The following is an 18613-nucleotide window of genomic DNA, read 5'->3' as shown; positions in this document are numbered from 1 at the left end:
ATCGGTCGCGACCGGGTCCGCACATCCGCTTCGGGGAGGATCCCGCCCGTCTCGGGGTGGTCCTCAGGTACCACATCCGTGCGCGGCGCCTGCGGCGGCGGACGCCGTCGCCCCCTCCGGCACGAACGGCCGAAGGGGGCGACGGGATGAGGACGGTGCGAGGCGATCAGGCGTCGCGCGAGCGCAGCACCACCCAGGATCCGAGCAGCCCCGCGGCCACCCAGGCGCCGAGCGTGAGGAACGCGACGCCTGCGGACATCGGTGCGGTGTCGCTGGGCAGGATCGCGTTCTGCGCGGCCGACAGCGGCAGGTAGTTCGCCGCGTCGAGCACCCACTTCCAGGACTCTCCGGCGAAGGCGAAGAAGTTCGACATGATCGGCAGCACGAACAGCAGCCCGACCGTGGCGGCGATCGCGCCGGCGCCCGAGCGCAGCATGAAGCCGAACGAGACGCCGATCAGCGCGCACACCGCCATCGTCGCGGCGGCGGAGAGCAGCGGCAGGATCACCTTGTCGGGCGCACCCCACTCGAGCCCGTGGCCGTGCGCGCCGAGGATCCCCGACACGATGACGGCCGCGATCACGAACATCACCAGGGAGGCGAGGAAGAGGAACACCGCGAGCACTGCGGCCTTCGCGACCAGCACCCGACCGCGCCGCGGATCCGCGGTGAGGGTGGAGCGGATCATGCCCGTGGAGTACTCGCCGGTGACCGCGATCGCACCCAGGATCCCCGCGAGGAGCGCGGTGAACTGGATCGGCGAGACGACGGCCATGATCCCGTTGACGCCCTGGCGCACCGCTCCGGTCGACGTGAAGGCGAACGCGATCAGCACGGCGATGCCGATCGTGAGCGCGGCGGTGATCGCGATCGACCACCAGGTCGAACGCAGCGTGCTGAGCTTGATCCATTCGCTGCGGAGGCTCCGCGGGAAGCTCAGGCGGAACCGGCCGGGCACGGCGGGGACGGTGGGAGCGACGGCGCTCATGCGACCACCTCCGGGATCGGGGCGCCGGCTTCCGGCACGGCGCGGGTACGGTATTCGACGGACTCGCCGGTGAGGGCCATGTAGGCGTCCTCCAGCGAGCCGCTGGTGGGGGTGAGCTCGTGCAGCGGGATGCCGCGCTCGGCCGCGAGGTCCCCGATCCACCACGACTCGGGGCCGGTGATGTCGATCGTGTCGTGGCCGGAGGGGTTGACCACGGCGCCGGCGGCGACCAGCAGGTCGCCGAGCTCGGCGGCGCGGGGGCTCCGCACCCGCACCTGGGCGGTGGTCCACTGCTGCACGAGCTGCGCCAGCGGCGCGTCCGCGAGCACCCGGCCGCGACCGAGCACGATCACGTGATCGGCGGTCTGCGCCATCTCGCTCATGAGATGGCTGGAGAGCAGCACCGTGCGACCCTCGGACGCGGCATGCCGCACGAACTCGCGCACCCAGCGCACACCCTCCGGGTCGAGGCCGTTGACCGGCTCGTCCAGGATCAGCGTGTGCGGGTCGCCGAGCAGCGCCGCCGCGATGCCGAGGCGCTGCCCCATGCCGAGGGAGAACCCGCCCGCTCGCTTGCGGGAGACGGATCCGATGCCCGTGATCTCGATCACCTCGTCGACGCGCGCCGAGGGAAGTCCGTGCGTCGCGGCGAGCGCGCGCAGGTGGTTGCGGGCGGAACGGCCCGTGTGCACGGCCTTGGCGTCCAGCAGCACGCCGACCTCGGTGAGGGGCGCGTGCAGACGGCGGTACTCCTGGCCGTTCACGGTGACACGGCCCGCGCTCGGGCGGTCAAGACCCACGATCATGCGCATCGTGGTCGACTTGCCGGCGCCGTTCGGTCCGAGGAAGCCCGTGACCGAACCCGGCTGGACGGTGAACGACACGTTGTCGACCGCGGTCTTGGGTCCGTATCTCTTGCTGAGGCCCTCTGCTGTGATCATGCCTTCGAACCTATGGCGCGGCGGGGCCCGCGCACATCCCTCTGGAGGATGACTCCGGGCACCCCTGAGGATGACTCCGGATAACCCGAATGGCCAGGGTGGCCGCGGTGGCCGGGGTGGCCAGGGGATCCGGGGCCTCGCCCCGCGCCGAGTTCCGCCCGTCACGCCCGCCGCGCTGCGTCCGCCGCGCTGCGTCCGCGCCCCCGCGCGTGAGCGCTCCCTCATGTGGACGAGCACACCCCGGTCCGCGCCCCCTCGCAGCGTCCGCGCCCCCTCGCAGGGACGCGCACAGGAGGGGGCGCCGGCGCCCCGAGGGGGCGCCGAGGCCCCGGCTCCGGCCGCTCGATCCTCGGCCGCCCCGACCGCAGCCGCGCCGGTCACGGCTGCTCCATCCCCGGTTTGGGCGCGGGCTGCCGTTTTGGGGCGCGGGAGCCCCGGATTTCACGGCGAGACGCGCCCCAAAACGAGAGAGCACGCCCCAAACCAAGCACCAGGGCAGGACCAGGACGGGATCGGATCCGGATCCGGATCCGGGACCGGGACCGGGACCGGGACCTCGCGCCCAGTCCGCGCGCTGCGGCACACGGCCCCACCTCCGAGGCGTGCCCCCAGAGTCCAGGATCCGGATCCTCGACCCCCGTTTTGGGGCGTGATCCATCGGTTCGGGGCGTCTCACACCCGGATTCCACGTCATGACACGCCCCAAAACGGGAGGATGTGCCCCAAAACGGGGGTCACACCCGACCGGACCGCTGGTCAGCTCGCGGCGAGGCGCTTCTTCTCGGCCGCGACGTCGTAGTCGGCGATCGGCCACTGCGGGTCGATGTCCTCGAGCGCGGCCAGCAACAGCTCCTGCACCGCGAGGCGGGCGTACCACTTGCGGTTCGCCGGGATCACGTACCAGGGCGCGTCGTCGGTCGAGGTCCGCTCGAAGACGGTGTCGTACGCCGCCATGTAGTCGTCCCAGAGCAGACGCTCGTCCGTGTCTCCGGGATTGAACTTCCAGTGCTTCTCGGGGCGCTCGAGCCGCTCCATGAGGCGCTGCTTCTGCTCGTCGCGGGAGATGTGCAGCATGACCTTGATGATGCGGGTGCCGGAGTCCGCCACGCGCTTCTCGAAGTCGACGATCGCCCGGTAGCGGCGTTCGATCTCCTCTGCCGGCGCGAGCGCGCGCACCCGCCCGATGAGCACATCCTCATAGTGCGAACGGTCGAAGACGCCGATCTTTCCCTCCGCGGGCAGGCGCTTCTCGATGCGCCAGAGGAAGTCGTGCTGCAGCTCTTCAGAGGTCGGCGCCTTGAACGCGGCGAGCTCGATGCCCTGCGGATCCACACCGCCGACGACGTGCCGGACGATGCCGCCCTTGCCCGCCGAGTCCATCGCCTGCAGCACGAGCAGCACGCTCGCCTGCGCCTCGCCCACCGCGGAGCGCGCGAAGAGCCGCTCCTGCAGGTCGCCCAGCGCGGTGAGCCCGGATGCCAGCGACTCGGCGCCGTCCGCCTTCTTCCCCTGGTACCCGGGCGTGGACTCCGGGTCCACTCCGGCGAGACCTGCGGGCGTGACGCGGAGGACATCGGCGGCCGGGGAAGTCCACCCGGCGGAGTGCTGGCTCATGCCCCCATGATGCCCGAACCGACCCCGCGGCGTGCGAAGCTCAGTCGATACCGCCCCTCACCCCGCGGACGAACGGCGCAGAGCCCCGAATCGACTGAGTTTCACACACGCCGGCCCTGGCACCCCTCCGAAACCCGCCCGGCCCTGGCACCCCGGAGAAACCCGCGGGCTCGGCGCGGCAGATCGGTCAGCGCGCCAGCGGCACCTCGATCAGCTGCGGTCCCGCGATCTCCGCGGACAGCGCACGCTCGAGATCCTCGGGGGTCGCCGCCCGCGCATAGGCCCATCCGTACGCGGCGGCGAGAGGTGCCAGGGCGACGGACTGCGGCGTGTAGAAGGCTCGGTCGAGGTCTTCCGCCGCGGCGGTGCCGGCGACCTCGAGCCCGTCGAAGATCGTCCCTCCCCCGTCGTTGCCCACGACGACCTGGATGCGCGGGGCCGGTTCATCACCGGGCAGCAACAGGGATCCGACGTCGTGCAGGAGCGACAGGTCGCCGAGGAGCACCCGGGTGACTCCCGTGGCACCTGTCCCTTCGGGCGCACGGTCGGCGCAGCCGGCGTCCGCGGCGAGGGCGATGCCGATGCCCGTCGCGATCGTGCCGTCGATGCCGGCCAGCCCGCGGTTGGCGTGCACGCGCACGTCCTTGCCCCTGAGGATCTGGTCCGCCACGCGGACGATCCGGGAGGATCCGAAGAGCAGACGATCCTCGGATCCGGTCGCCGCCCACACCGCCTGCACGAGCGCGGCGCGGTCCAGCGGCCCGTCGATCCCAGCACCAGCACCAGCACCGGCACCAGCACCGGCACCGACGCCGTCCGCGGACAGCGCCTCGGACCCGGTCCACGCGGCCAGCCACGCCTCCGCGCCCGCGCCGGAGTCCGTGCCTGAGCCCGCGCCCATGTCAACCTCTACCGCGCGCGCATCGACCGCGGCGCCGGAGAGGTTCAGCCGCTCGCCGCCGCGACGCACGGCGATCACCTCGAGGTCGGTGCGGCGCAGCAGGGCCGCGACCTCGCGGCTGAGCGTCGGATGCCCGAAGACGATCACGCGCTCGATCCGGTCGGCGAGCACGGTGTCTCGCAGCCGCATGCGGTAGGCGGGGACCACGTGAGCGCCGAAGCGGGAACCGCTCACGATCTCCGCGATCAACGGCCAACCGCCGGCGCCGGCGATCCGCGCGGCGTCGGGACCGGCGTCCGCCCCGGCGACGACGAGCGTGCGCGGGCCCCGGCCGACCCGCAGCGGCTCCCCGGGCGCGGGGCGAGGAGCGGATCCGAGCGCGGCGCGCAGCGGATCCGGCATCGATCCGGACAGGGGTTCGCGCGTGGGCAGGTTCAGGTGCACGGGTCCGGCGACGCCGTCGAGCCCTTCGCCCGGGGCGCCGAGGGCCACGGCCACGGCATCGGCGGCGAGCGCTTCGAAGCGTGCCGGCTCCGTCTCCCCCGGCACAGGGGCGTCGATGCTCGAGCGCGCCCATGGTCGGTACATGCCCGGCTGGGTCGTGGCCTGGTTCGCCCCGATGCCGCGCAGCTCGGGAGGGCGGTCGGCGGTGAGCAGGATCAGCGGCACCCCGGCGTGGAACGCCTCCATCGCCGCGGGCAGGTATCCGGCGGCGGCGGTGCCCGAGGTGCACAGGACGGCCGCGGGCACGCCGGATCCGCGGCCGAGGCCCAGGGCGGTGAACCCGGCGACGCGCTCGTCGATCCGTACGTGCACGCGCACGGATCCGGACCGGGCGAGGGCGACCGCGGCGAGCGCGAGCGCCTGGGAGCGCGAGCCGGGCGACAGCACGATGTCGCGGACGCCGTGCGCGACAAGGCTGCTCAGCAGGCGCACAGCGGCCTCGGACGCGGGAGACGCAGCGGGCGAAGGAGCAGGAGACCCCTCACGCCCTGCGGACCCCGCCGCCGCGGCGATGGGATCCGCAGAGGGCGGCGCCGTCACGGGCGCGGGCCGGGGGTGTCGGTGTCGCCGCGGTCGTCGAAACGGGAAAGCTCTTCCTGGAGCTCCCGGATCAGCCGCTCCTGCTCGGCAGCGCTGATCCGGTCGGCGGGCCGAGCGGCAGGATCGACGTCGTCGAGCGGCAGGTAGCGCTCCTGATCCGCGGTGCGGCCGCGCCGGGTGCGCCCGATCGTGAACCACAGCAGGCCGCCGATCACGGGAAAGAGGACGACGATCGCGATCCACACGCTTTTGGGCACCCCGCGGTGCCGGCTCGCCGGCTGCACGATGCAGTCGACGATGCTGAACACCCAGAAGACCGCGGCCAGGAAACCGCCGATCACAAGGAAACGTGCCACCCTCCCAGTGTAGGCATGCCTGCGGCCCGCGAATCCGCCCCGCTGCACTCCGCAGAACCCGCGGACCGGGCATCACCATAGGGGCCTCACAGCGCGTGCCGAACGCGCCCTCCTAGACTGAAGGCGTGAAACTTCCTCCCCTGCTCGTGTACTCGGTGCTGCGCCTGCTGGCGTTCCTCGTGCCGCTGGGGATCCTGTGGTTCTTCTTCCCCATCTTCCGGGAGTTCTGGTGGCTGGCGGCCCTGTTCGCCGCGCTCATCGGCATCAGCATCTCGCTGCTGTTCCTGCGCAACCCGCTCTCCGACGCGTCGCGTGCGATCTACGAGAAGCGCTCGTCGAAGGTCGCATCCGCCCCCTCCGATGAGGACATCGAGGATGCCGAGGCTCCCGCCGCCGACGGGGCGGACCTGAACGGGACGGACCCGAACGGATCCGACGCGAACGGCTCGGGATCGAACGGATCCGGCGACGCCGGCTCCCGCCACGCGGCCTGACCGCCGGCGACCGCCGGCCCCGCCGGCCGGCGAACGCGACGCGCGCAGGTCTGCTCAGTCGCGGGCGAACGTCACGTGCACGATGCCGCTCTCGGAGACCTCGCTCGTGACCGCGTAGTCGCTCTCGAGCCCGCGCAGATCCGCCCACAGATTCTTGCCTCGCCCGAGCAGGATCGGCGTGATCCCGACGTGCAGGCGGTCGACGAGCCCCGCGGCCAGGAACGAGCGCACCGTATCGACGCCGCCGCCGATGCGCACGTCCGCACCTGCGGCCGCCGACGTCGCGAGGGCGAGCACCTCCTCCGGCGCGGCATCGAGGAAGCGGAACTCGGTGCCGTTGGCGAACGAGATGGGCGCGCGGCCCGTGCTGCGCGTCAGCACGAACACCGGGCAATGGAACGGCGGCTCCTCGCCCCACCAGCCGCGCCACTCCGCGTCGTCGGGGAAGTTGTGCAGCCCGAACATGCCCGCGCCCATGATCTCCGCGCCGATGTTCTCGAAGTACGCGGCGCCGTAGCGGTCATCGACGCCGGTCGCGCCGCCGGACGGATCGCCCAGCACGCGCTCGCGGAACGTGCGCGTGGCCGTGTACGCGGCCACGAGACGGCCCCAGTCCTCGCCGAACGGGTTCTGCGGGGTCTGATCGGTCGTCGTGGCGTATCCGTCGAGCGAGATGTTGAGGTCGGCGCGAACGGCCATGTGCGGTGTCCTTGCTGGTAGCGGGTGGGAGGAATCAACCGCGAAGCGGGTTCGAGTCCTTGCCATCGAGCCAGAGCGTATCGCTCGCATCTCGGTGCACGCCATCGGTGCCGACGTGCTTCGTGCTGATGGACGGGCCCTTCGTGATCACGTGCACGATCGCCATGCCGTGACCGCGCCCGAGGTCGTACTCGGTCTTCAGCCACTCGAGGATCGGCGTCGCCTTGGTGTCGGGGCGAAGCCCTGCGCGGCGGCGAGGTCGATGATCTGACGAGGGGTGAGGCCGGTCTTCGTCTCGACGGCGTCGAGATATGCCTGGAAGGACATGTTCTTCTCCTTGGGGTCAGTCGACCACGGTCTGGATGATGACGGCGGAGGCGTGAATGCCGATCAGTCGCATTGTGCCGGATCCCGCGTTCTCGAAGCGATGCGGCACGAAAGCGGGGCCGGTGATCGTGTCGCCCGCGGTCGCCGTGATGGTGCGGTCGCCGACCGTGAACGCAGCGTCGCCCTCCAGCACGACCCAGGTCTCCGGATAGGGGTGCCAGTGCAGCAGGGATCCCTGCCCCGGCTGGTTGTCGACGTAGAAGTACGAGACGCCGGCGCCGTGCTCGGCGCCTTCGAAGCGTCGTCCATTGCCGGTGCCGAGGCGGATCTCCTCGGGGGCGACGACCGCGATGTCGGGGGCGATGCTGCTCATGATCTGGTCCTCTCGGTGGGGGTGCTCCCACTCTCGCGGGGGTGTCGTTCGCGTCGTAGAGTTTCGATGTGGATCGAAACATGGAGGGCGTGGAGTGGGAGCACCATCGCGTCGACTTCCGGCTCAGTCCCGGTGACATCCAGGCTGTGCGATTCGGCATCTCCCCCGGGCACGAACTCGCGCACGCGGTCCGCGTGCTGCTGCGCCCCGAGCAGTACCCGCTCGCGTGGGGATGGCTGAAGGAATTCCGCGGTCGGGTCCCGCGTGAAGCATTCGGCGTACTCGCACAGGTGATCGGCGCCGACGGCTACATGCCGGACTTCCTCACCACGACCGCCCGCTGGGACCTCACCCCCGACGAAGAGCTCGCGGCGATCAGATCCGCTCCCGTCGCCGGCATGCGCGTGGACCTGGGAAAGATGGTCGTGCGCTCCTCCGGTCGGCGACAGGAGGCTCTGCGCCGCATGCGGGACCGTCCGGAACGGGCCCGCACCGTCATCGCCGATGCCTGGGCCGAGGTCTGGGAGAGCGCGATGGCCCCGGTCTGGCCGCAGCTGGAGCGGATCCTGCGCGCGGACGTCGCAGAGCGGTCCCGCAGCGTCGCGACCGAGGGGCTCGCCGCGATGGCCTCCGGCATCCACCCCTGGGTGAGCTGGGGCGACGGATCCGTGCGGGTGCGACTGCGCCGGCACAGCGAAGACGTCGACTGCCGTGGCAGCGGGCTGGTGCTGGTCCCCTCCGTGATGTCCTCCTGGGGCTGCATGGTGATCACGGAGCAGCCCGCTCAGCCGACGCTGTACTACCCCGCCCGCGGCGTGACCGCCGGCTGGGCTAGGGACGCCGACGACCTCGTGCACGCGCTCGGGGCGCTGGTCGGCCCTGTCCGCGCAGGCATCCTGCTCGCCGCGCACGTGCCGCGCACGACCACCCGCGTGGCGGAGGAGGCGGGGATCGCCGTGTCCACCGCCTCGCACCACCTCACGGTCCTGCGCGACGCCGGCCTGATCGCGAGCACGCGCGACGGGGCGCGGATGATGCACCTGCGCAGCCCGCTCGGCGAGGCGCTCGTCGGCGCCGCGCTCTGACTCTCGGGCCGTCGGGCGCCCTTCGTCTCGCGGAGACTCGCACTGAGCGAGCGCAGCGAGTCGAAGTGTCGCTCAGGGACCGGTCCATGGATCGGTCCCTGAGCGAGGAGCGCAGCGACGAGACGAAGGGCGCTCAACGACCCCGGTCGAGCACGACGAGCTCCTGGGTCGCGCGGGTCATCGCGACGTAGCGGTCCACCGCGCCCTCGATGCCCTCGCCGAAGGACTCCGGATCCACGAGCACGACGAGGTCGAACTCGAGTCCCTTCCCGGTCACCGGCGTGCGGAACCGCACCCGCGGATCAGGGTAGGGCCGGTCGTCGCCGATCACGCAGGCGATGCCGTCGTCGTGCGCCGCGAGCCAGGCGGCAAGGATCCCGTCGCGGTCCGCGGGCGTCGCATGGCGCACGGGGACCCCGCTCGCGCGTACCGAGATCGGCACGTTCGCGTCGGGCAGGGCGGCGCGGATCACGGGTTCGGCCTCGGCCATGACCTCCTCGGGCGTGCGGTAGTTGATGCGCAGCGACGCCTGCTCGATGCGCCGCAGGCCGACCCGCTCCAGCCGCTCGGTCCACGACTCGCGGAACCCGTGCCTCGCCTGCGCCCTGTCGCCCACGATCGTGAGGCTCTGCGACGGCACGCGACGCAGCAGCATCGCCCACTCGGCGTCGCTGAGCTCCTGCGCCTCGTCGACGATCACGTGCGCGAACGGACCGGCGAGCGCATCGGAGTCGAGGCGCGGCAGAGCGGCCTCGTCCTGCAGCATCGCGCGCACACCCGCGCTCTCGTCGCCGAAGAAGAACCCGGTGATCGCGCTCTCCTTGTCGTCGTCCGCGGCGAGCAGCTCGTCCAGCACCCGGTCGCGCTGCTCCCGTTCCTCTGCGGTCACCGCCTCCTGCCGTCGTCGCCGCCGCGCTCCCTCGGGATCGCCGGTGAGCGAGCGGGCCGCGTCGAGCAAAGGCAGATCCTGGCGCGTCCACGCCCTGGCGTCCTCCCGCCGCAGCGCCGCCCGTTCGTCATCGGCGAGCCAAGGCGCGCAGATGCGCCGGTACGCCGGGGTCGACCAGAGATCGGCGACGACGCCGGCCGGGTCCAGCACGGGCCAGGCCGCCACGAACGCGCGCTGCAGCGCGTCGCTCTGCCGCAGGGCACGATCGAGCTGCCGCGGCGGCACGTCCTCATCGGCGTTGTCCTCCACGAGGGCGCCGATCAGCGTCTCCCACACGACGTCCCTCGCGTCGTTGTGCGGAGTGCCGGGCTCCGGCGCGTCGAAGGCCTCGGTCCACACGGCCGGCTCGACGATCACGTCGCGCCACGGCGTCTCCACGAACAGCCGCGCGCTCGGGGCATGTTCGTGATAGCGGACCGCGGCGGTCACCGCGTCGAGCAGGCGCGCGTCCGACTTCAGCGTCCTCGCGAGCGGATCCCGCTCGTCCGGCATGCGGTCGCCTGCCCGCCCCTCCCTGACCAGATCCGACAGCGTGCACACCCGGACGCTGTCCTCGCCGAGCCCCGGCAGCACGTCCTCGATGTATGCGAGGTAGGGCTGGTGCGGGCCGATGAACAGGATCCCGCCGTGGCCGAGCCGCTGCTCGGCGTGCATCAGGTAGGCGGCCCGGTGCAGCGCGACGACCGTCTTGCCCGTGCCGGGTCCGCCGTCCACGACGAGAGGCGCGCGGGACGAGGCCCGGATGATCGCGTCCTGGTCCGCCTGGATCGTGCTGAGCACATCGCGCATCCGAGGCGAGCGCGAGGCTCCCAGACTGGCGATGAATGCGGACTGATCGTCGAGCGCAGCCGCCCCCTCGAGCCCCTCGGGGTCGAACACCTCGTCCCAGTAGTCGGTGATGCGTCGCGAGGTCCAGCGGTACCGGCGGCGGCTGATCAGGCCCTCCGGATCCGCATGCGTCGCGGCGAAGAACGGCTCGGCCGCGGGCGCCCGCCAGTCGACGAGCAGGCGTCGCCCTTCGGAGTCGGACAGCCCGATGCGCCCGATGTAGACGGTCTCGGGTCCGGCCGCGCCGTCGGCGGCCGCGGCGTCGGCGGCCGCCGCGTCCTGCGCGTCGCCGGCGACGACCATACGGCCGAGGCACAGGTCGACGCCGAACCGGCGCAGCAACTGCAGCCGCGAGCTGGAGCGATGGATCTCGAGGTCGCGATCGAGCGCCTCCTGCCCCAGCCGGGCGGCGGCGGCGCGGAGCCGGACGAGTCTCTCCTCCAGGGCCGCGATCTCCTCGGCGAGGCGGCTGCGGACCGCGATGAGGTGGGCGTCGTCGTCGGCGATGAGCGTCGGAGCCGCCTTGCGGGAGAGCGCGGGCGGCAGGGCGAAGACCGACGGCGACCACGAGGGGGTCTGCGGGTCGGTGACGAGGGCGGTGACAGGGGTGGATTCAGGGCGCACGGATCCTCCGATTCCTGGGCGAAACCACACAGTCTGCCCCTGCAGGGGGGCCTTGCCGCAAGCCCCACCCCCGCTGATACCCTGGAACCACAGGGAGCGGTCCGCACGGATCCGCTCCCTTTTCGTCATCCCACCCGCTCAGGTCGCACTTTCGGCGCCAAAATGGCGGCCGGAAGAGCGGAAACTGCGACCTGAGCGCCCGCAATGAGCCCCGGACGCCGACGAGCACGCCGGGATAGCATCGAAGGTGCTCTGCGCCGCCTCGGCGGTCGCGCACCCGCCCCGGAAGGATCCTCATGTCCCACGTCGCCTCCGCTCGCACGCACGTCGAGGATCTGGCCGACTATGTCGCCGCTTCGCCGTCCAGTTACCACGCGGCGGAGGAGGTCGCCCGGCGCCTCGAGGAGCAGGGCTTCACCCGCCTCGACGAGACCGAGGCCTGGCCCGCGCAGGCCGGCGGCCGCTTCGTGATCGTGCGCGACGGCGCGGCCATCGCCTGGGTCGTGCCGGCGGGAGCCACCGCCACCACTCCGACGCACGTGCTCGGCGCCCACACCGACTCCCCCGGCTTCAAGCTCAAGCCGCGTCCGACCACCGGCGCCAAGGGCTGGCTCCAGGCGGCCGTCGAGGTGTACGGCGGGCCGCTGCTGAACTCGTGGCTCGACCGCGAGCTGCGCCTCGCCGGACGGCTCGCGCTCGCGGACGGCCGCGTCGTTCTCGCCGCGACGGGACCGCTGCTGCGGCTGCCGCAGCTCGCGATCCACCTCGACCGCGGCGTGAACAACGGTCTCGCACTCGACAAGCAGAACGAGACGCAGCCCGTGTGGGGTCTCGGCGACCCCGAGGAGGCCGACCTGCTCGCCGAGCTGGCCGACGCGGCTGGGGTCGATCCGCAGGAGATCCGCGGTTTCGACGCCGTCGTCGCCGACAGCGCGCGCGGAGCCGTATTCGGCAAGGACGACGCGTTCTTCGCGAGCGGGCGCCTGGACGACCTCGCCTCCGTGCACGCCGGCGTCGTCGCGCTCGGCGAGATCTCGGCGCACGGCGACCCGCACGCGATCGCGGTGCTCGCGGCGTTCGACCACGAGGAGCTCGGATCCGGTTCCCGCTCCGGCGCCGCCGGCCCGATCCTCCAGGACGTGCTCGAGCGCGTCTATGCGGGCCTCGGCGCCGACGCCGTCGACGTGCATCGCGCGTACGCGGCGTCGTGGTGCCTGTCCAGCGACGTGGGCCACTCGGTGCACCCCAACTACGCCGGCAAGCACGACCCGGTCGTGCAGCCGGTCCTCGGATCCGGCCCGATCCTGAAGATCAACGCGAACCAGCGCTACGCCACGGACGCGGTGGGCGCCGCCGCCTGGCACCGCTGGTGCGACGCCGCCGGCGTCGTGACGCAAGAGTTCGTCTCGAACAACGACGTGCCCTGCGGATCCACGATCGGCCCGATCACCGCGACCCGCCTCGGGATCCGCACGGTCGACGTCGGAATCCCGATCCTGTCGATGCACTCCGCGCGCGAGCTCGCCGGCGTCAGCGACCTGCACGACCTCACCGCCGTCGCGAAGGCGTTCTTCGCAGGCTGAGCCGGTACCCCGGCCCTTCGTCTCGTCGCTGCGCTCCTCGCTCAGGGACCGGATCGGCCACCGGTTCCTGAGCGAGCGCAGCGAGACGAAGGACGCTCAGGGACCGGCTGGCACCCGGTTCCTGAGCGAGCGCAGCGAGACGAAGGACGCTCAGGGACCGACCGGCCACCGGTTCCTGAGCGAGCGCAGCGAGACGAAGGGTCAGCGCATCGTGTCCAGGATCCCGACCAGATCCTCGAACGTCGTCAGCGGGTTGAGGATCGCGAAGCGCGTGTTCGTGCGGCCGGCGTGCGAGCTCGGCACGACGAGCGCGCGCTGGGTCTGCAGCAGTTCGTCGGACCAGCGGTCGTAGTCGGCGCGCTCCCAGCCCTCGCGCTCGAACACGACGACCGACAGCTGCGGGTCGCGCACCAGGCGCAGCTCCGGACGGGAGGCGATCTCGTCGGCGATCCGGCGCGTGAGCGACAGCGTCGCCGAGACGGCGGTGCGGTACGCGTCCACGCCGTAGGTCGCGAGCGAGAACCACAGCGGCAGGCCGCGCGGGCGCCGAGTCAGCTGGATCGAGTAGTCCGACGGGCTGAACTCGGAGGACGCGGTGAGGGTGTCCAGGTACTCCGCGTGCTGGGTGTGCGCGAGGCGGCCGTCCTCGGGGTCGCGGTACAGCAGCGCGCAGCAGTCGAACGGCGCGTAGAGCCACTTGTGCGGATCCACGATGAGCGAGTCGGAGCGCTCCACGCCCGCGAACCACTCCCGCGCCTCGGGCGCGAGCATCGCGGTGAGGCCGTAGGCGCCGTCGATGTGCAGCCAGAAGTCGAACTCGTCCTTGAGCGCCGCGATCCCGGCGATGTCGTCGACGATGCCGAAGTTCGTGGATCCGGCCGTGGCGACCACGGCGAACGCGGCCTCGCCGTGCTCCTCGAGCGCCTCGCGCACGGCATCGGCGCGCAGTCTGCCGTCCGGCCCTGCGGGCACGGCGACGACGTCCACGTCCATGATCTTCGCGGCGGACTTGTTCGAGGAGTGCGCCTCGATGCTGCACACGAGCTTCCACCGCGCGGGCAGAGGCCGGCCGGCCTCGGTCAGGCGACGCGCGGCGCGGTCTCGCGCGGCGGCGAGCGCCGACAGGTTGCCGATCGTGCCGCCCTGCACGAACACGCCGCCGGCGGTCGCGGGCAGGCCGAACTCGGCCGCGAGGAACGCGAGCACCTCGTTCTCGGCATGCACGGCACCGGCGCCCTCGAGCCAGCTGCCGCCGTAGAGTCCGGAGGCGGAGACCACGAGGTCGAACGCGATCGATGCGACGGTCGGTGCGGTCGGGATGAACGACAGGTACGCGGGGTGGCTCGTGGTGAGGCTGGCAGGGGCGAGGATGTGCTCGAACACGCTCAGCGCGCGCTGGGCGCCGAGCCCCTGGTCGGTGATGGTCGTGCCGACCAGGCGGCGCAGCTCGGCTTCGGGCTGCGGCTTGTCGAGCGGCACATCCGTGGCGAGCATCCGGCGACGGGAGTAGTCGAGCACGGCATCGACGATCGCGGCGGATTCGGGCGAGGCGGCATGCATGCGCGCGGCGTCCATGAAGGATCCTTCCGACCCGGAAGCCGACGGGCGCCCGGCGACGAGCAGAGTGCCGCGCCGGATCAACGGGTCGGCGATATCGTACCGCGTCGCCCCGAGCCCGCCACAGTGCCTGAGAGGACCGCAGGACCGCTGATCGCGCCGCGGGACGGGGGCGCTCAGGGCACCGAATTCCGGGCGGAGCGCCCACACGATCGCAACCCCTGCCAGGATGAAGCCATGTCCGCCGATTCCCAGCCCGGATCCGCCGCCCTCATCGAGCGGCGTGGCATCGAGATCGTCCCCGAGTCCGAGCGCACCGCGCGCCCCCGCGACCTGTTCTGGCCATGGTTCGCTGCGAACGTCTCAGTGTTCGGCATGTCCTACGGATCCTTCCTGCTCGGGTTCGGGATCTCGCTGTGGCAGGCGACGGTCGTCGCGGCCATCGGCATCATCGTGTCGTTCGCGCTGTGCGGACTCATCGCGATCGCCGGCAAGCGCGGATCCGCACCGACCATGGTGCTCTCCCGGGCCGCGTTCGGCGTGCAGGGGCAGAAGATCCCCGGCATCGTCTCGTGGCTGACCTCGATCGGCTGGGAGACGTCGCTCACGATCACCGCCGTGCTCGCGACCACGACCGTGTTGCACGCGCTCGGGTGGGTCGGCGCCGACGGCGACGTCGCGGTGCACCTCATCGCGACCGTGCTCGTCGCGGCGCTCATCGTGGGCGCGTCCGTGCTCGGCTACCACACGATCATGAAGCTGCAGTCGGTGCTCACCTGGCTGACCGGGGCGTTCACGGTCCTGTTCCTCATCCTCACGGTCAACAGCATCGACTGGACCAAGGCGTTCGCGCATCCGGACGGCACGCTCGCCCAGACGATCGGCGCGCTGGTGATGGTGATGACGGGCTTCGGGCTCGGCTGGATCAACATCGCCGCCGACTGGTCGCGCTACCAGAAGCGCACGGCGTCCGACACCCAGATCGTCGCCTGGAACACGATCGGCGGATCCGTCGCTCCCATCGTGCTGGTGTTCTTCGGCCTGCTGCTGGCGGGCTCTGACGACAAACTCAGCGCCGCGGTCGCCGCCGACCCGATCGGCGCGCTCGCGACCCTGCTGCCGACGTGGGCGCTGTTCCCGTTCCTCATCGTCGCGATCCTCACCCTGGTCTCGGGAGCGGTGCTCGGCATCTACTCGTCGGGCCTCACGCTGCTGAGCCTGGGCATACGGATCCCCCGGCCCGCGGCCGCGGCGGTCGACGGCGTCATCCTCACGATCGGCACGATCGTGGTGGTGTTCTTCGCGCAGAACTTCATCGGTCCCTTCCAGTCGTTCCTCATCACGCTCGGCGTTCCGATGGCGGCCTGGGCCGGGATCCTGATCGCCGACATCCTGCGCCGGAAGAAGGACTACGACGACGAGGCGCTCTTCGACGCGCGCGGACGCTACGGCGCCTGGGACGGCGTCTCGATCGGCACGCTCGTCGTCGCGTCGGTCATCGGCTGGGGCTTCGTGATCAACAACTTCGCCGACGCCGCACCGTGGAACAACTGGCAGGGCTACTTCCTCGGCGTGATCGGCGGCAAGGACGGCGAGTGGGCCTACGCCAACCTCGGCGTCTTCTTCGCGCTCGTGCTGGGCTTCGTGGTGGCCTGGTTCGCCCGCGCCGGGAGGATCCGCCGCCAGGAGCAGGCATGACGCCGACGTCTCCGGGGGCCGCGTCCGAGGCCAGGGCGCCTCTCGCGCAGCCCGATGAGCCCTGGCTCGTCGTGATCGACCCGCAGCACATCTTCGCGGCGCCGGATTCTGCATGGGGATCCCCGATGTTCCCGGCGGCCTTCGAGAACATCCGCCGTCTCGCCGATGCCGCAGCGGGCAGGGTGCTCGTGACCCGTTGGCTGCCCACCGCGGATCGGAGCACGTCGTGGGGCGACTACTTCGCGGCCTGGCCCTTCGCGGACCGGCCGGCTGACGACCCGCTCTACGACCTCGTGCCCGAGGCGCGGAGCCTCTCTCCCCATCCGACGCTCGACTTGCCCACGTTCGGCAAGTGGGGTCCGGAGCTGGAGGGGCTCCTGGGGTCTGCCCCCGTCGTGCTCGCCGGCGTCTCGACGGACTGCTGCGTGATCTCGACCGCGCTGGCCGCCGCCGACGCGGGAGCGCGCGTCACGATCGCGGCCGACGCGTGCGCAGGTTCGGATCCGGCCAATCACGCCGCCGCCATCCAGGTCATGTCCCTCTACCCGCCCCAACTCACCGTCGCCGACACCCCCGCCGCCCTCCGAATCCTGCACCCCTGACCCCACCGCCCCCTCGCCCGCGAGCCCCTCGTCCGCGAGCCCCTTTTCCGCGAGACCGAACCTGCGTCGCGAGACAGCGGATCTGATCGGCGGTTTCGGGACGCGGGTTCGGTCTCGCGGTCACGGGGAGCCGTCCGGCGCGGTGCGCGTCCGGCGGGGCGGGGGCGGGGGCGGGGCTCAGCCCAGGACGGCGGCGACCGTGCGGCGCGCGAGCGCGGCGCGGTCTTCCGGCGCCCACTTCACGAGGGAGTGCGCGTTCATCCCGTCCACGGTCGCGAGCAGGAGCCACGCCGCGCCCTCGGCCCGTTCCGCGGAGATCTCCTCTGCAGCGACCCCGTCGACGACGATCCTTTCGAGGTCCTGCTGCCAGAGGTCCATCTCGAGCCGCACCCGGGCGGCGAGCTCGTCGTTGCGCGCGCCCGCCGCCCAGGCCTGCACCCAGACCAGGGTCACATCGTCGCGATCGCCGTCGAGCAGCGTCTCTACGATGCGGGTGATCCGCGGACGAAGGCCCGTGCCGGCGCGACCGACGGCGACGACCTCCTCGCGCTCCGCCCCGACGATCGCACCGAAGACCTCGGCGACGAACGCGTCCATGCTCGGCCGGTAGTGGGCGACCAGGGCCGGCGTCACACCTGCGGCCGCGGCCACCGTGCGCACGGTGAGTCCGGCGATCCCCCCCTGACGTGCGAGGGCCACCGCCGCGTCGAGGATCGCCCTCTCCCGCTGCTCCGGCGGCATCCGCTTCGACCGTGGGGTTGACGAGGTGCTCATGGGGATATACCGTATCGCTAGTTGGCCGCTTGTTCAATAAGCCCGACGAACCCGATCCGAGGAGCACCGATGCCCTGGCTGATGCCCAGCGAGACCGCCCGACACGACCGCGTCTGGATGGCCTTCCCTGCCGAGGGCGAGACCCTCGGCGACACCGACGCGCTCCGTGAGGAGGGCTATGCCACCTGGACCGCGGTGGCGCACGCCGTCTCCGAGTTCACTCCGGTGTCGATCCTCGTGGATCCGAGCGAGCTCGCCCGCGCCCGGCGCATGCTGTCGTCCGACGTGACGATCCTCGAGGCGCCGGTCGACGAGTTCTGGATGCGCGATGCAGGTCCCACGTTCGTCGTAGACCCGGAGCGCCCCGGCGCCCTCGGCGCCGTGGACTGGGTCTTCAACGGCTGGGGCGCCCCGGCCTGGGCGCGCTGGCACGACGCGGCGCAGCACGCGCGGATCATCGCGGCCGAGGCGGGTGCCGAGCTCATCAGCTCCGCTCTCGTGAACGAGGGAGGCGGGATCCACGTCGACGGCGAGGGCACCGTCCTGCTCACCGAGACCGTGCAGCTCGACCCGCGGCGCAACCCCTATCTCGACAAGCAGCGCGTCGAGGCCGAGATGCTCCGCACGATCGGCGCAACGAAGGCCATCTGGCTGCCCCGCGGCCTGACGCGCGACTACGACAACTTCGGCACGAACGGCCACGTCGACATCGTCGCCGCGATCTCGTCCCCTGGACGGATCCTCCTGCACGCGCAGCAGGATCCCGGGCATCCCGACTTCGAGGTGTCCGCCGCACTGCGCGCGCACCTGGCCACGCAGACGGACGCCGCGGGCCGTCCGTTCGAGCTCGTCGATCTGCCGGCTCCGTCGACGCTGCGCGACGAGGAGGGCTTCGTGGACTGGAGCTACGTCAATCACCTCGTCACGAACGACGGCGTCATCGCGTGCGGGTTCGGTGACGACGTCGCCGACACGCGCGCCAGGGACGTCCTCTCCGAGGCGTACCCCGGCCGCCGTGTCGTGACCGTCGATGCCCGCCCGCTCTTCGACCGCGGCGGCGGCGTGCACTGCATCACCCAGCAGCAGCCCTCCCTCGGCCGCTGAGGTTCCCGCGGCACCCGCCTCGTACCTGGCGGGCGCCGCGGCCTCGGATCGCCCGAACCGCATCCACCATCG

At 71.9% G+C, this 18613-nt stretch carries 16 protein-coding genes and 1 pseudogene; 6 read left to right on the top strand and 11 right to left on the bottom strand.

Features of this window, described 5'->3' with window-relative positions:
- Positions 1 to 166: 166 nt before the first annotated feature.
- The 5 genes from AC1DG4_RS02115 to AC1DG4_RS02095 all read right to left on the bottom strand — a co-directional run bounded on the left by AC1DG4_RS02115 (position 167) and on the right by AC1DG4_RS02095 (position 5844).
- Positions 167 to 988 carry an ABC transporter permease gene (locus AC1DG4_RS02115; protein ID WP_477375324.1) on the bottom strand — a complete coding sequence of 274 codons (822 nt, stop codon included), beginning with the start codon at positions 986 to 988 and terminating at the stop codon, positions 167 to 169.
- Positions 985 to 1929, bottom strand: a complete 945-nt coding sequence (locus AC1DG4_RS02110) for an ABC transporter ATP-binding protein (RefSeq protein ID WP_477375322.1) — start codon at positions 1927 to 1929, stop codon at positions 985 to 987. The genes AC1DG4_RS02115 and AC1DG4_RS02110 overlap by 4 nt, the downstream gene beginning before the upstream one ends.
- A 756-nt stretch (positions 1930 to 2685) precedes the next feature.
- On the bottom strand, positions 2686 to 3543 hold the full coding sequence (locus AC1DG4_RS02105) for a polyphosphate kinase 2 family protein (protein ID WP_477375320.1): 858 nt from the start codon (positions 3541 to 3543) through the stop codon (positions 2686 to 2688).
- A 187-nt stretch (positions 3544 to 3730) separates the two neighbouring features.
- The gene (gene menD, locus AC1DG4_RS02100) at positions 3731 to 5380 is read right to left on the bottom strand and encodes a 2-succinyl-5-enolpyruvyl-6-hydroxy-3-cyclohexene-1-carboxylic-acid synthase (RefSeq protein WP_477375318.1); all 1650 of its coding nucleotides are present in this window, start codon (positions 5378 to 5380) and stop codon (positions 3731 to 3733) included.
- Positions 5381 to 5484: 104 nt separating this feature from the next.
- The gene (locus AC1DG4_RS02095) at positions 5485 to 5844 is read right to left on the bottom strand and encodes a PLDc N-terminal domain-containing protein (protein ID WP_477375316.1); all 360 of its coding nucleotides are present in this window, start codon (positions 5842 to 5844) and stop codon (positions 5485 to 5487) included.
- 125 nt (positions 5845 to 5969) lie between these two features.
- On the opposite strand from AC1DG4_RS02095, the gene AC1DG4_RS02090 reads away from it, so the two are divergent.
- Complete coding sequence (locus AC1DG4_RS02090) at positions 5970 to 6338, top strand: DUF4229 domain-containing protein (RefSeq protein WP_477375314.1); 369 nt, start codon at positions 5970 to 5972, stop codon at positions 6336 to 6338.
- Between the two features lie 54 nt (positions 6339 to 6392).
- Here the strand turns inward: AC1DG4_RS02090 and AC1DG4_RS02085 are convergent, their stop codons facing one another.
- The 3 genes and pseudogenes from AC1DG4_RS02085 to AC1DG4_RS02075 form a co-directional block, all read right to left on the bottom strand.
- Positions 6393 to 7037 carry a dihydrofolate reductase family protein gene (locus tag AC1DG4_RS02085; RefSeq protein ID WP_477420161.1) on the bottom strand — a complete coding sequence of 215 codons (645 nt, stop codon included), beginning with the start codon at positions 7035 to 7037 and terminating at the stop codon, positions 6393 to 6395.
- Between the two features lie 34 nt (positions 7038 to 7071).
- A pseudogene (locus AC1DG4_RS02080) lies at positions 7072 to 7364 on the bottom strand (DUF4287 domain-containing protein).
- A gap of 16 nt (positions 7365 to 7380) precedes the next feature.
- Positions 7381 to 7737 (bottom strand): cupin domain-containing protein, encoded by a 357-nt coding sequence (locus tag AC1DG4_RS02075; protein ID WP_477375310.1) that lies wholly within the window; start codon positions 7735 to 7737, stop codon positions 7381 to 7383.
- A gap of 68 nt (positions 7738 to 7805) precedes the next feature.
- On the opposite strand from AC1DG4_RS02075, the gene AC1DG4_RS02070 reads away from it, so the two are divergent.
- Entirely contained in the window at positions 7806 to 8822 is a 1017-nt protein-coding gene (locus tag AC1DG4_RS02070; RefSeq protein WP_477375308.1) for an ArsR/SmtB family transcription factor, read from the top strand.
- Between the two features lie 133 nt (positions 8823 to 8955).
- Here AC1DG4_RS02070 and helR read toward each other — a convergent pair whose 3' ends face one another.
- On the bottom strand, positions 8956 to 11223 hold the full coding sequence (gene helR, locus AC1DG4_RS02065) for an RNA polymerase recycling motor ATPase HelR (protein ID WP_477375306.1): 2268 nt from the start codon (positions 11221 to 11223) through the stop codon (positions 8956 to 8958).
- Between the two features lie 296 nt (positions 11224 to 11519).
- On the opposite strand from helR, the gene AC1DG4_RS02060 reads away from it, so the two are divergent.
- Positions 11520 to 12806 carry a M18 family aminopeptidase gene (locus AC1DG4_RS02060; protein WP_477375304.1) on the top strand — a complete coding sequence of 429 codons (1287 nt, stop codon included), beginning with the start codon at positions 11520 to 11522 and terminating at the stop codon, positions 12804 to 12806.
- 201 nt (positions 12807 to 13007) lie between these two features.
- Here the strand turns inward: AC1DG4_RS02060 and AC1DG4_RS02055 are convergent, their stop codons facing one another.
- Positions 13008 to 14381, bottom strand: coding sequence for a pyridoxal phosphate-dependent decarboxylase family protein (locus AC1DG4_RS02055; protein WP_477375302.1), 1374 nt, complete (start codon positions 14379 to 14381; stop codon positions 13008 to 13010).
- Between the two features lie 219 nt (positions 14382 to 14600).
- On the opposite strand from AC1DG4_RS02055, the gene AC1DG4_RS02050 reads away from it, so the two are divergent.
- Positions 14601 to 16061: a purine-cytosine permease family protein gene (locus AC1DG4_RS02050; protein WP_477375300.1), complete on the top strand. Its 1461-nt coding sequence runs from the start codon at positions 14601 to 14603 to the stop codon at positions 16059 to 16061.
- Positions 16058 to 16663: a cysteine hydrolase family protein gene (locus AC1DG4_RS02045; RefSeq protein ID WP_477375298.1), complete on the top strand. Its 606-nt coding sequence runs from the start codon at positions 16058 to 16060 to the stop codon at positions 16661 to 16663. The genes AC1DG4_RS02050 and AC1DG4_RS02045 overlap by 4 nt, the downstream gene beginning before the upstream one ends.
- Positions 16664 to 16840: 177 nt before the next feature.
- Here the strand turns inward: AC1DG4_RS02045 and AC1DG4_RS02040 are convergent, their stop codons facing one another.
- A complete protein-coding gene (locus AC1DG4_RS02040) occupies positions 16841 to 17437 on the bottom strand; it encodes a TetR/AcrR family transcriptional regulator (protein WP_477375296.1) in 597 nt (198 codons plus the stop codon).
- Positions 17438 to 17506: 69 nt separating this feature from the next.
- On the opposite strand from AC1DG4_RS02040, the gene AC1DG4_RS02035 reads away from it, so the two are divergent.
- A complete protein-coding gene (locus AC1DG4_RS02035; RefSeq protein WP_477375294.1) occupies positions 17507 to 18541 on the top strand; it encodes an agmatine deiminase family protein in 1035 nt (344 codons plus the stop codon).
- Positions 18542 to 18613 lie beyond the last annotated feature (72 nt).

It is taken from the genome of Microbacterium sp. 05N427 (assembly GCF_056397105.1).
The sequence above is the reverse complement of the archived record's forward strand: the minus strand, read 5'-3'. Positions and strand labels throughout refer to the sequence as shown.

Bases quoted from the DNA above. Each gene is read 5' to 3' on its own strand.
- AC1DG4_RS02105 (WP_477375320.1), bottom strand. From the start codon at position 3,543: ATGAGCCAGCACTCCGCCGGGTGGACTTCCCCGGCCGCCGATGTCCTC.
- AC1DG4_RS02115 (WP_477375324.1), bottom strand. From the start codon at position 988: ATGAGCGCCGTCGCTCCCACCGTCCCCGCCGTGCCCGGCCGGTTCCGC.
- AC1DG4_RS02060 (WP_477375304.1), top strand. From the start codon at position 11,520: ATGTCCCACGTCGCCTCCGCTCGCACGCACGTCGAGGATCTGGCCGAC.
- AC1DG4_RS02110 (WP_477375322.1), bottom strand. From the start codon at position 1,929: ATGATCACAGCAGAGGGCCTCAGCAAGAGATACGGACCCAAGACCGCG.
- AC1DG4_RS02055 (WP_477375302.1), bottom strand. From the start codon at position 14,381: ATGGACGCCGCGCGCATGCATGCCGCCTCGCCCGAATCCGCCGCGATC.
- AC1DG4_RS02085 (WP_477420161.1), bottom strand. From the start codon at position 7,037: ATGGCCGTTCGCGCCGACCTCAACATCTCGCTCGACGGATACGCCACG.
- AC1DG4_RS02040 (WP_477375296.1), bottom strand. From the start codon at position 17,437: ATGAGCACCTCGTCAACCCCACGGTCGAAGCGGATGCCGCCGGAGCAG.
- AC1DG4_RS02075 (WP_477375310.1), bottom strand. From the start codon at position 7,737: ATGAGCAGCATCGCCCCCGACATCGCGGTCGTCGCCCCCGAGGAGATC.
- AC1DG4_RS02050 (WP_477375300.1), top strand. From the start codon at position 14,601: ATGTCCGCCGATTCCCAGCCCGGATCCGCCGCCCTCATCGAGCGGCGT.
- AC1DG4_RS02045 (WP_477375298.1), top strand. From the start codon at position 16,058: ATGACGCCGACGTCTCCGGGGGCCGCGTCCGAGGCCAGGGCGCCTCTC.
- AC1DG4_RS02035 (WP_477375294.1), top strand. From the start codon at position 17,507: ATGCCCTGGCTGATGCCCAGCGAGACCGCCCGACACGACCGCGTCTGG.